Here is a 12,424-nt window from a genome sequence, read left to right as displayed (position 1 = left end):
AATGCACCAATATCGGGTAGAGCATGGCTAAAAAAAGCCGCCAGCAGCCAGACGCATCTGAGAAGTCAGACTGGTTCAGTCTGGCTCCTGACCAATGGCAGACTCAGCTTCAGGCCGTCACCGATCGCTATGATCGCGAGTATCACCAAGATGCAGTGGAGCTTCCCCCTGAAGTCGAAGCCATGCCTGTCTTTCAAGATTGGGCAACCGGACGCCTACAGGCTCGGATCGCGTCGCCCTTCTGGGAAATTGCTAAGCCCAAGAAAGGGGAACACTGGCTCGATATCGGCTGCGGCCTTAGTTTTTTGGTCTACCCCTGGCGCGATTGGGATGCGTTTTTCTACGGACAGGAACTTAGCCCCGTGGTGCAGGAAGCCGTGAATCAGCGCGGCCCCCAGCTCAATTCCAAGCTGTTTCGGGGCGTAGAGCGGGGACCGGCGCATCATCTTCGATATAAGGAGAACCAGTTTGATGGTGTCGTTACCACCGGGTTTAGCTGCTACTATCCGCTGGACTATTGGGAAGTTGCGATCGCAGAAGTAAAGCGAGTCCTCAAACCCCAAGGCACCTTCATTTTTGATGTTTTAATCCCCGACAGTCCCCTGGCCGAAAACTGGGCTATTTTAGAAACCTATCTGGGTTCGGAAGTACTGCTAGAGCCGCTGGAGGCTTGGCAACAACTGATTAAAAGTGCGGGCGGTAAAATCACAAAAACAACTGCGGGGGAACTCTTTAGCTTGCGGAGGGTGAAGTTTTGAACCGGCGGTTGATAAGATTGCGATTTTTGCGATCGAGCCAATTGGCCTCTAACTGCTTCGTGATCTCATCTGCCGGAAGCGGGCGGCTAAACAAATAGCCCTGTACAATCTCACACTCTAGCGACTGCAGCACTGTGAGCTGCTCTTCGCTATCAACTCCTTCTGCCACAATATCTAGCTTCAGGCCTCGCCCCAGACCCAGAACGGCATTAATAATTTCAACATCCTTAGATTTAGGCTTTAGATCGCGGATGAAAGACTGGTCAATTTTCAGGGTATTGAAAGGTAGCTCCTTGAGATAGTTGAGGGACGAGTAGCCGGTGCCAAAATCATCCATAGCAATATGGACCCCAAGATCCTTGAGCTGAGCCAAAACCGACTTGGTGAAGTCCATATTTTTCACCGCCGTTGTCTCAGTGATTTCTAGCTCCAGAGACTGGGGATCGAGCTGAGTTTGCAGCAAGACTTGGGCCACAATCTCGGGCAAGTTGGGCTGGAAAAACTGCCGAGCCGAGAGGTTGACGGCGACAGAAAGCGGCTGCAGTCCCTGACGATGCCACTCCACGGTTTGTTGACAGGCCGTGCGAAGAACCCACTCACCAATCTCGATAATCAGGCCCGTTTCTTCAGCAAGAGGGATAAAAGTGGCTGGTGAGACCAAGCCCCGCTCTGGATGCTGCCACCGAATCAAAGCTTCAAGGCCCATGATGGCTCCGGTCTGAATATTGATTTTGGGCTGATAGCACAGCAGCAGCTCATCACGCTCAATGGCGTAGCGTAGTCCATTCTCTAGGGCCAGTAAGTCTGGAGCCTTAGAATTCATGGCCGGACTGTAAAGCTGGTAGGTACCCCGACCGTGCTCTTTACTGCGGTAGAGCGCGACATCAGCACTTTGCATTAGGGTCTCTGCACTATCGCTTGCGCCAGCAGAGACCGAAATCCCGATACTCGCCGTCACGTGCAGCTCATGCTCACGAATCACAAAGGGGAGCTTGAGAGATTCTAAGATACGGTAGGCCGTCAACGTAATATCATCAATCGATTGGGCCTGCGGCAGCAGCAGCGTAAACTCATCCCCGCCCCAACGAGCAACGGTATCCCCCTCTCTCAGACAAGCTCGCAGCCGATTCGCCACCTCTAGCAGCAGTTCATCACCCACGGAGTGGCCGAGGCTGTCGTTGATAACCTTGAAGCGATCCAGGTCTAAGAACATGACGGCAATGTCTTGCTTGGTTCGCTGGGCACCCGCCAGCGCTAGCTTGAGACGATCGTTAAACAGAACTCGATTGGGTAAATCAGTGAGGGCATCATGGAAGGCTTGGTGGCGAATAATTTCTTCTTTATCTTGACGCTGTAGCGCCGCACTAATGCTGGCCGCCATTGCGAACACCACCGATTCTTCCTGCGGAGACCAGCGATATTCAACAGTGCAGTTATCAAGCTCAATGAAGCCCCAAAGCGCACCATTGATAAAGATAGGCACGACTAAAATCGAAAGAATGCCATCTCTCAACAGCAGGGTTCGTTCAGCATCAGGGAGTTCTTGGGTGAGACTACACACAGCATCAGCGGCTTGGAAAGTTTGATGCCACTGGGCAAGGGTCGGATTGCGATAGGACAGACCTTGGCGGTGGGTTTTGTGACGAATGGATTCAATAGAATCGCGGGTCCATTCAAAGCGCATGCTGGTCACGACTTCATGGGTCTGCGCCAGCGGATGGTTTTCGCAGATGCTGATGCGATCGACTCCTGCTGCTTTCCCTAAGATTTCTAGGGCTTTAAAAATCGCGAGGTCGTACCCCGTGCTCTCAAGCAGGTGCGTAGTTGCTTGGGCAACGCTCTGCAGGAGGCGATCTCGCTTTATCAGTTCAGCTTCAGCATGCTTGCGCTCAGTGATATCAAAAACACAGCAGCGGACCAGATCACTCTCAGAGATGTAGTGAATAGACTGCTCATAGACGTTGCCAGCCACCTCGACTTCCCGCACAAGAATATTTTGCTCAGAGGCCGAGATCAGCTCCAGCAATCCCCGGAGCACAGGATGTTCGATTCTTTCGACGGGCAGTTCAGGGAAGGTGCTGGCAGCGGCTGGATTGAGGTAGGTTAATTCTCCCTCTAGATTAACCTCAAACATGGGGCTGGGAATAATCTCTGGGAAGGAAGCGAGTCGAATTAACGAGGCTTCATCAAAGCTCTCTTGTTCAAGGGAATCCCCTGTTGTCGGAGAAAACACAAAGTTTTCTTCAGCCAGTAACTCTTCGTAGTTAATGTCTTGACAGTAAAGCTCAAACTCTTCGTCAGACAGCGGCTGTAGGTTCAAGTATCGAGCCTTGACCTGATTGCCAAATAGGATACAGTCTCCCCCCTTGAGACGACGGGAGAATTGCTTTTTGCCGTTAACTTTAATACCGTTGGTGCTCCGTTTGCCCTGCAGATCACCATCAATGAGCAAAAAGCCAAAGCTACTGGCGTCAGCGCTGGTCACGCGCAGCAATAGCGCATGCTGGCGAGAAACGGCCTTAGAAGCTAGGGCAATCGAGTTTGTGGGGTCTCGCCCAATGGAGTGGGATGAGGCTTCTAGTGGAACTAGACTAAACCCTGCCGCTCCTCCAATAACTAACAGGTGTCGCACCTGTTTTTGCTGATTAATCTCCACAGTTGAGACACACTCCGGTCTATCTAGGCGGGCAAAGTGGCTATTGCCTGCGCTGCATTAAGTCAAACTTCGAATCGTGAGCGGCTATAGCGTCAAGATATGGCCCATACTTAAAGAGTGCCCAAAGTTCGTAGTACGGCTGACAATTTCAGGCACCAGATGTTGCGCCATGTCTCAATGCTATCAAGGGATACACCTCCACAAATCTGGTTAATTGGCGGCACAACAGAGGGTCTTGAACTCGCAGAACTCATAGCACAGCAGTCTCTGCGCTGTACTGTTTCGGTGACGACTGACGTTGCTAGATATCCTTATCCCTGTTCGCCATTGTTGCAGATCTGCATCCGACAGTTCAACTACACAACGCTGACTCAGTTTTTGACCGTCCAAAATGTTGCGGTGATCTTGGATGCCTCGCATCCCCATGCTGCTGAAATTTCTACATTGGCAATCCAGGTGGCGCAGGATTTTCAGATTCCCTATCTGCGGGTGGAACGTCCAACGATCACAGAGATGGCCTGTGGGGTCCAAGAAGTCCAGAACGTGGCGGCGGTTCTGACGCCTGAATATTTGTTAGGACAGCGGGTTTTGCTAACGCTCGGGGCTAAGGCCCTGAATCAGTTTCAGCCCTGGCAGTCCCGCAGCACGTTGTTTGCGCGCATTCTACCGTCAGAGACGGCTTTACAGGCGGCAATGGCCGCAGGTTTTGCCCAAAAACGCTTAATCGCGCTACGGCCCCCCATTTCAATGGAACTAGAGATGGCGCTGTGGCGGCAATGGAACGTTGAGCGGGTGGTCACTAAGGCGTCAGGACAGCCCGGTGGAGAGGGGGTCAAGCGTCAGGTTGCAGAAGCTTTAGGCATTCCTTTAGTGGTGATTCAACGGCCCCAGCTCGCTTATCCGCAGCAGACGGGTGATTTGAGAGTTGCGATCGCATTTTGTCAGCAAACCCTCCAGAACCTTTCTCGCAAAGGCTAGCGGACTTCTCTGTCAGCCCTAAAGAACCACATATCAATAATTTATCTGCGGTAAGGTTAAAATATCGTGCGACATAGCGCTCTCTGTTCACTGATTCATAGCTCAGATCTCTCGAAAGTCTGTCATCCATGTCTGAAAAACCTAGCGATCGCATCTCAGATGGTGCCTTTGAACTTCCCCCACATCCCGACCCTCGACCTGAACTAAAGGATGTCGTTTCACGACTCGCTCAGTCTATTGAACGCGATGATCTCGTGCAAAACGTTGTTCACGGCCTCCGTTTATCCCTAGAGATTGATCGGGTCGTACTGTACTACTTCTACCGACGCTGGAAAGGCCAAGTGACCTTCGAAGCCCTCAGTCACCCCAGCTACTCTATTTTTGGCATAACTGGAGCCGATGACTGCTTCAATGATGAATACGCAGCCCTATACGAGGACGGTCGATATCGAGCTATAAAAGATATCGAATCAGAACCCATCCACGACTGTCATCGCGATTTTTTACGCAGCATTCAGGTGAAGTCAAATCTAGTGGTGCCGGTGTTAATCTCCCAAGGACTATGGGGACTGTTAGCAGCCCACCACTGCCAAGGAATTCGGCCTTGGACTGATGCTGACATCACAACCATGCAGGCAGGGGCTAACCGACTCGCAACCTCCGCCACAATAAAGGATGCAGCTCTTAACTAGAAGGAATCGTTTGTCTCCTGCACCCCTGCCTCCACCACACCAATTTCAGGACTAGAGAGGGGGCCGCGATTGCCCACAAAGTTAAAGCCACCTACACGGAACAGCAGCGAGGCCGCCTCTAGTTCAGGATTAAAGCGCAGCGTAATCCCATAGGTGCGGCGGCTGTAGTCCAGGATAAAATCTGAATTAAAAAAATTGCCGTTTTCGAGATTCACAGAGGTCTGGAAGCCCAACCGAAATGGACCGTAGATATGCTGCAGAATACCAGCCGATAGCACCTGCTGATCCACAACTCGATCAAACAGAAACGGAGAGCTGCCTCCCTGCAGAACCTGGGCATAACCCACATTAAAACTGGTGTAGTCCAGATACGGTCGAGAAAAATGACCAAACTGTCCCTCTAGGCGAGCCGAGCCAATCAGGGTTGTTTGGGTATCACCACTGGTGTAGTTAGTGGCCGTTCCCGTCAGGCGCGTCACCAAGCGCAAATGCGGAAGAACTGGTTCGGGCGTGTAGCGCAGCCCTTCTGTGGCGGTGGTTGGCAGCGTCTTCCCCTTCCAGAGCGTAAAGGAACGCCCCAGGGTGAGACTCCCTTGAAAGCGGCCCAGGTCCGCCGGATCGCCAAGACTCGGGTCATCGCTCACGGCGATTACATATTCTGCAGCCACACGATAGTTCAAATCCAGACCTGTTTTGCCGAGACGGATCGTGGGGGAGGTCAAGATCAGACCGTTACGATTAAGAATTTCCTGCTCGCCCAAAGAACCATTCAGGCTGCGCTCTCGATAGGCAGATTCGAGAGAGAGCTGATGATCGCCAAGCCGCTGCCGGAGACGCAGGCGACCGCGAATGTTATCAGCGGCATTGGTGATGTCAATGGTGTTGAAAAACAGAAAGGCATCAAAACTAGTCGTCGGGGTAAACTGGCTGCTCAGGGCTGCAGTAAAACCATAGACCTCAGGATCGGTCACATCAAACCCACGGTTAATCAGCCGGCCGAGGAACAGCTGCGGCGTCAGGGTCAAATTGAGCTTTTCACCTGTAAACGGTGAGAAGCGTCCGCCCACGAACAAGCCCCCCCGATCTTCATTATCGAAACCCACTTGGAAACCAAAGGGATCTTGACGCCCTCGCCCGAGTCGAATGCTAGAGCGCAACAGCGGGATCGAGACATCTTGGTCAAAGACTAAGCGGGGCCGCTTCAGCTTTACTTCGTCTTCGGTCTCTGACACGCGCGTCAGACGAGCCTCATCCGCTCTAATTTCCAGTTCGGGTGGCGAGAACGGATCATTGGTGATCCGAATATTGGTGGCGGTCCAGGTGCCATCGATAAATTCGATCCGGTCGGCTTCAAAGCGTACCGTCTGAATACCGGTACCGGATTCAACGGTCTGATCGGTCTGCCTTGGATCGCTGAGCGGATCAAGGGGCGTACTGCCGGTGATATTGGTGCTGGTGGTGTCAAGGGAAAAGTCACGATCGCTGGTGGGGAACGAAATTGTCCCACTGGGCTTGAAGAACACCCCGCGATTTTGATCGAGGCTGAACTCTAATCGCTCACCCTCTAGAACCTGATTGCCCCGCGTTAGCTTCACCTGCCCTTCGGCGACCACCTGACGATTTTGGACTGTGGTTTTCACGCGGTCAGCCGTAAGCTCAGCTTCTCGAAACCGCAGCAGGACATTGCCGACAGCAGACAACACCTGCTTAAGAGTGTCGTAGTCTTGACGGTCTCCAGTCACCTCGAGAATGTCAGGCTGCTGTTCGACGGGTGCAGTCTCTGGTGTGGGCGCTAGGTCCGGCGTGGTCTCCAGGTCTGGCGGATTGCCTGCAGGGCGATCGATCTCAGTTAACGGATCTCGTTCAGTGCCAGCATCAGAGCTTGGGGGCTGCGGGTCAATGGTTAGTTGAGAGAGCAGGACTGAAGCTCGAGGCGCAACAGAATAGGAGGTGATCGGCTCGGCGAAAAAAGGTAAAGCTGTTTGCTGCTGGTCCGTTATTTGAGCAGCGCAGGGAGCAGTGGGCCACAGGGTTGAAGAGAGTCGCGGCAAGGTCGCGGCTGGGGGGAGCTTCGAGCCATCTACAGCGGTGACATCCGGGCAGAGAGACGACCGGCCCTCGGCAGGGGCAGAAACGAGTGCGGGCGGCTCTGGCGGGAGAGCGGGATAGGGCATTGGTTCCTGGGGCTACAAATCGCTAGGATAAGGGGATGCTGCGACGCTGGCAAGTCAAGCTCAGCCAGTAACATTCGCGCCGATCAGAACCCAGTTTGCCGCCACAGACTGTATGGCAGCGCTCGACTGCGTTTGGACAGCCTTGCTGCACCGTAAATGAGTTGCGGCCTAGGCGCTTAATCAATCGATAGACCGCGATATATCAAGCTTTTGAGCCATCCGCAGAAGCTGGGTTTACGTTGGGAGCATCCCACTTTAGCGAAAGTATTGCACGGCCCTCACCCTAAATCCCTCTCCCAATTCTGGGCGAGGGACTTTGAGTGCTTTTATCTTGCCCCCTTCTCCCAACGAGTGAGAGAAGAGACTGGGGGACGAGGGCCCAGCGCAAGAGTTGGATACTCTTTTGATGTTTGTGGCTTCAACCAGTCAGAAGGTTTTGTCGCTCAGAGCCGTAATCATAATACTGAAACGGCTGCACTCTATAAGAACAAGAGCACAGCCATCTCAAAAATGTCTATTCAGTTCATTGAATAACCAAGGATGAGTTATTCCTGTACTAGAACAGTGAGCCTATTCGAAGTCTTGGCGCTTGGGGTTGCGAGTGGGGTCGCTGGAGATGAAGCCAAAGAAGAAAAGGCCAATAAAGAAAAAGACGAATAGGTAAACAACTACTTTAAGGGCAAACATGATTGATTATTCCAACTGTAGAGTAGACAGCTTAACGAAGATTAATTCTCTCCATCATATCGGAATGTTGCCGCATTATGGCTGTCCAAGCTTTTGAAAGTAAACTTTGACGACGGACCAGCTCTGCTCAAACCAAGGAATCAGACGCTTTTCGAGCCAAGAGACAACGCGGTCTAGAGTGTTCAAAATTCGCTCTAAGGAATGCTGCTCGTACTCAACAAAAACGGCATCTACTTCAATTTCAATGCCCTGCTCATCTATCGTGACGCGTCCGGCTAGGTCAGACGCAACAAGAACGTCTCCGGCTGATGACTCAAGCGAAACTGGTGACGCATCTTTGGTAGCGCTAGGCGGTGACGTCTGCAGAACTTTAGCGCCATAGAGTTCATTCCATGACAGTCCAGCCTCGAAGACGGAAGGTTCAGATACGGTTGGGGCAACGGTCGCAGATGAACGCGGCGACACGGGACCGCTGCCGAAGAGAGTCGCAAAGGCAGATTGAAGCCAGCCTGTTGCCTGCACAGCAGGGGTCGGTGGGTTGAGATCGGGACTAGACCGCACGTGAGGGCTGTGGTTTCGGAGCTGCTGGGTTATTTGCTGGGCAAGTCGCTCTGTGGTCGGTCCCATGAGCTGCTGTGATTTAGCTTCTAGAGATGCGATCGCAACATCCATCATCTCCCATGCTTCAGGGGTAACCTGAGGGGACAAACGTTTCAAAGCAGCACCTAAATCATCCGGCAGCGGGATATGCTCGTGACCGCCCATCAGCACGAGCAGGGGATCAGCCGCCTTCGCTTCTTGGAATAAGTTGGTGGTGGTCGCCATTGGGCTCGTTTGAAACCAGCCCATCACTTTACGGAAGCCACGGACAGGGGGCAGCATTTGCGATCGCATCACCGGCTGCTTGAGCGGTTTTTGCTTGAGCTTTGTGACACTCCAAAGCTGCTGATTGAGCCGTTGCTGACGCTGGTAGTGCGCCACCTCCCAGGTCATCAGCTGCAGCAGCGTTTTCTGCTGTGCTGGCGTCAAGACATCTAGCGGTTCATTCGCGGGCGTCACCAAAATTAAATGACGACTCTCAATATTCGTCGCCAGCCCCCGCAGCATTGAGCCATCATGATTCTTAGGGTGTAGGGAACGGCGCTGACTGAGACGCCTAAACCAACGCCGGTATCGCTGCAAGAGGCTAGAGCGCTGAGCAGACGGAGCGGTAATTTCAACGACAAACTGAGCGTCTTCTGCCTCAACAGACGCGGTCACAATCTGAATCGCCTCCAGCACCCGACGAATCGGCAGATCAGACTGAGCGCCTTGCAGCGGCGACTGATCGGGATCAAGAGCCGCCTTCAGCAATCGCTGCCCTTGGGTATCGGCCTGCCGCAGAACCTGTTCACTCAATCGGGTCACCTGGAAGAGCAAATAAACCGGGTAGACAGCCATTTGCATCCCCCAGAACGACGCCACCTTCGCCTGTCGCACATTGCGCTGCCATTGATCCGTCAGCTCCCGTGACTGACGCAAAATAACGTTAAAAATCTGACTTTGATAGCGTTGATCCGAGGACATCAGTACTCTCTTTGGATATTAGCCTTGGACACCGGCCCTAGCGCACCCATTGTATGCCGTAGCGTTCCCCTGATCAGGACAAGGTCGATTACGCTAGAACATGCAGCCTCAATGACTTAACCCATGCCGCAAGTTCAACGTCCGTTAAGAATCTCAACCCAGGGAAAATCGCTCGCGAACATTACAGGCCAAGTTCAGGCGCTGGTGTCTGAATCGGGCATCTCAACAGGGTTATGTACGCTTTTCATTCGTCACACCTCTGCTAGCCTCATGATTCAAGAGAATGCCGACCCCGACGTTCTGCGCGATATGGAATCGTTTTTTGCCGATCTCGTACCAGAAGATCGGCAGTATCGCCACAGCACTGAAGGCTCAGACGACATGCCAGCCCACATTCGCACCGCACTCACCCAAACGTCAGAACACATTCCCATTGGCAACAGCAGACTCGCGCTCGGCACCTGGCAAGGCATTTATCTCTGGGAGCATCGCGCCCGCGGATCGACCCGTGAAGTCGTGGTTCACCTTTCAGGCGAATGAACCTGATCAATTTGCTAATCGAAGTGGGCATGCTGAAGATATCAACTTTTCACGCTCTCTCCTTTCTAACGCTTTAATCACTGTAGTCAGCAATCAAGCAGCCTAACAATCTCTCTAAACCGGGAGTCTTGGGCTGCTTTTTATTGTCGATATTCGGCTCAATACGCAAAGGCTCCCCCAGAACAGGATTAAAAACAGTCTGTATGCAACCGACAGCCCCTAAATCTTTATTCGTTAATGAGGATTATTAAGTTCCTATAAAGGATTCTATTTTCTCGCATAAAGGGGTGACGATTCGCTGGATAAATATTATGTGATGACGGTACGGGGTAATAGCATGCTACGTAGAAAAAATGACTCTTGCGAGAGTAATCAGATCAATATTTTTGACTACAAGATGTTCTCAGTGATGGTCATGATTGGGGGCATATCTGTTCTCAGTCTTGCCTACACCCTGAACCGTAGCTGCGTCGCTGATAGTCAAGCACCTCGGACTGCATGGGTGGAGAAGGAAGCCATTCGTTCCGTTTCTGGAGTGAATACCAGTCCCGCTAGCATTGATCAGCACTCTCAAGAATTTGTCTTCAAATATCCTGATGGATCTGAGAAAATCGTCGATATTTCTAACAATGCAAGAGACACTAAAGTTCGTGAGGGAATCATGTTTCGGCACAATGCAGCCAGACAAGGGATCTAGGATTGCCGAATCGGTTGTGGGTCCATAGCTCACCACGTTATTTGACCCTGTAGCGTCTGCAGTAATTTCGGCCCCACACCGGGAACGCGATCAATCTCTTCTAGTGAGTTAAAGGGCTGTATCTGTCGGGCTGTGATGATATTGGCGGCTAATTTAGGCCCGATGCCGGGTAGGTTCTCTAACTCTGCCTGCGTTGCGGTGTTCAAGTTGACAGGTTCGGCCTGCTGCGTGACTGAACGTCCTGACTCGACTCCTGAACAACGTTCAAATTCTTGCTGCAAAAAGCTGGGAATACCCAACCGGCTGCTGGCATAGAGTCGCTCGAATTCCCGATGAAAATGAGCCGCTACTGTGGGATGCTCAATCACCAAAAGCGTTTCATCGTTAATCTCATTGGCAGCATCCGACCAGTTGTGTGAGCCGACAATGACTGTGCGCTGGTCTATGACCCCATATTTGTGATGGAGGCGATCGCCTTTAGGCAATCGCGGCACCCCAACGGTCTCAATCGGTCTTTGCCAGGGCTGATTATTCACCTCAATAGCGCAAGTATTTGGCAGCCGAGACCGGAACACCCCCAGCATATCCAACACTTCGCTATAGCTTTGATAGGCAAAACTTGAATCTACAAGCGCTCGAACAACGGTGCCTTGCTGATGCTCCGTAGCCAACTGATTCACCAAATTTTGCTCTGAAAAGACAAACAGCGCTAAATCGACCGTATCCTTTGACTGCTGAAGTGTGGAACCAATGAGGCCGTTGGTGCTGCTCTGCCAGGGCAGACGGCTAGAGGTCGGCGAAAACTTCACCTGAATGGTGGCATCATCCAGCGTAAACCGTTGAACGGGCCGAAACGGCTTCCGCACGCCAAAGATGCTGTCAACTTGACCACTGGGACCGTCGCCCCACATCACGTCGAATTCATCCCGGAAAGCTGTCGCTAACTCAGGGCTTTCAAGCACCAGTAACGAATTGGCGTTTCCCCGGCTGGTTGGATTCTGGAGATCACCATGTAGGCCAGACAGGGTGAAATTCGCAGTGGTGGAAACGACGATTTGCTGATCAATAACGACAAACTTATGGTGCATGAGACCACTGCCTGCCGATCCGTCAGCGGTGTCGTCTAGCCAGAGAATGCCTGCATTTTGAATGATTTGTAGGGCGTCAAACTGAGCACTTTCGCTGGGGCTGATCTGATTGTCCCTATCTCGATCAATGAGCGCCAATCCATCTTGATACCGATCTCGCTGACGTTCGGTAAATTGGGCCACTTCTGATGGCGTAAAGCTGCTCCACGGTCGGCTGTAGATGTTTTCTAGAATCAGACGGACTTGCACACCAGCCTGGTGTCTATTGCGGAGGGCTTTGGCTATTTTTTGCGATCGCAACTCCTGCACCGCCACCTCAACGCTCGACCGAGCCGCGAGAATCTGATCCACAATGATTTGTTCGAGATCATCACCAGACCGCAGTATCTGACGATAGGGATCTTGGTAGGATGCCGTCGGGTTCTGATTCATATACACCTGAACCCGAGAATGCTGCGGCAGCGTGGGCAGCGCCTGTACCTGCACCGTCTGCCGTTGTCGTACCAATAGAAACCCCAAAGCCGTGAGACAACAGCTCCACAAAAGCAGACTGCGCACCCACGGCTTCATGATCGTCACCTCCAAAAT

General features: G+C 52.3%; 10 protein-coding genes. 5 read left to right on the top strand and 5 right to left on the bottom strand.

The genetic code is table 11. From position 1 onward, the window contains the following. The first annotated feature begins 23 nt into the window (after positions 1–23). The gene (locus tag C1752_RS03475) at positions 24–758 is read left to right on the top strand and encodes a class I SAM-dependent methyltransferase (RefSeq protein ID WP_110984662.1); all 735 of its coding nucleotides are present in this window, start codon (positions 24–26) and stop codon (positions 756–758) included. Here the strand turns inward: C1752_RS03475 and C1752_RS03470 are convergent. Next, positions 733–3,414 (bottom strand): EAL domain-containing protein, encoded by a 2,682-nt coding sequence (locus C1752_RS03470; protein ID WP_110984661.1) that lies wholly within the window; start codon positions 3,412–3,414, stop codon positions 733–735. The two genes, C1752_RS03475 and C1752_RS03470, sit on opposite strands and share 26 nt — an antisense overlap. A gap of 159 nt (positions 3,415–3,573) precedes the next feature. Between C1752_RS03470 and C1752_RS03465 the strand changes: the two genes are divergently transcribed. After that, positions 3,574–4,392: a cobalt-precorrin-6A reductase gene (locus C1752_RS03465; protein ID WP_233501313.1), complete on the top strand. Its 819-nt coding sequence runs from the start codon at positions 3,574–3,576 to the stop codon at positions 4,390–4,392. A 128-nt stretch (positions 4,393–4,520) separates the two neighbouring features. Further along, a complete protein-coding gene (locus tag C1752_RS03460) occupies positions 4,521–5,084 on the top strand; it encodes a GAF domain-containing protein (protein ID WP_110984660.1) in 564 nt (187 codons plus the stop codon). On the opposite strand, the gene C1752_RS03455 is transcribed toward C1752_RS03460, so the two are convergent. The 3 genes from C1752_RS03455 to C1752_RS03440 all read right to left on the bottom strand — a co-directional run bounded on the left by C1752_RS03455 (position 5,081) and on the right by C1752_RS03440 (position 9,511). Beyond that, positions 5,081–7,258: a DUF3769 domain-containing protein gene (locus C1752_RS03455; RefSeq protein WP_110984659.1), complete on the bottom strand. Its 2,178-nt coding sequence runs from the start codon at positions 7,256–7,258 to the stop codon at positions 5,081–5,083. The two genes, C1752_RS03460 and C1752_RS03455, sit on opposite strands and share 4 nt — an antisense overlap. A gap of 570 nt (positions 7,259–7,828) precedes the next feature. Next, positions 7,829–7,945: a photosystem II reaction center protein I gene (gene psbI / locus C1752_RS03445; RefSeq protein ID WP_110984657.1), complete on the bottom strand. Its 117-nt coding sequence runs from the start codon at positions 7,943–7,945 to the stop codon at positions 7,829–7,831. A 75-nt stretch (positions 7,946–8,020) separates the two neighbouring features. After that, positions 8,021–9,511: a hypothetical protein gene (locus tag C1752_RS03440; protein WP_110984656.1), complete on the bottom strand. Its 1,491-nt coding sequence runs from the start codon at positions 9,509–9,511 to the stop codon at positions 8,021–8,023. A gap of 123 nt (positions 9,512–9,634) precedes the next feature. On the opposite strand from C1752_RS03440, the gene C1752_RS03435 reads away from it, so the two are divergent. Both C1752_RS03435 and C1752_RS03430 read left to right on the top strand, forming a co-directional pair. Next, positions 9,635–10,051 carry a secondary thiamine-phosphate synthase enzyme YjbQ gene (locus tag C1752_RS03435; RefSeq protein ID WP_110984655.1) on the top strand — a complete coding sequence of 139 codons (417 nt, stop codon included), beginning with the start codon at positions 9,635–9,637 and terminating at the stop codon, positions 10,049–10,051. Between the two features lie 337 nt (positions 10,052–10,388). Further along, complete coding sequence (locus C1752_RS03430) at positions 10,389–10,748, top strand: hypothetical protein (RefSeq protein ID WP_146242268.1); 360 nt, start codon at positions 10,389–10,391, stop codon at positions 10,746–10,748. Positions 10,749–10,777: 29 nt separating this feature from the next. Here the strand turns inward: C1752_RS03430 and C1752_RS03425 are convergent, their stop codons facing one another. Next, positions 10,778–12,406: a phospholipase D-like domain-containing protein gene (locus C1752_RS03425; RefSeq protein WP_110984653.1), complete on the bottom strand. Its 1,629-nt coding sequence runs from the start codon at positions 12,404–12,406 to the stop codon at positions 10,778–10,780. Positions 12,407–12,424: the final 18 nt, after the last annotated feature.

Origin of the sequence: Acaryochloris thomasi RCC1774 (assembly GCF_003231495.1) — a bacterium.
Classification (GTDB): Bacteria; Cyanobacteriota; Cyanobacteriia; order Thermosynechococcales; family Thermosynechococcaceae; genus RCC1774.
The sequence above is the reverse complement of the archived record's forward strand: the minus strand, read 5'-3'. Positions and strand labels throughout refer to the sequence as shown.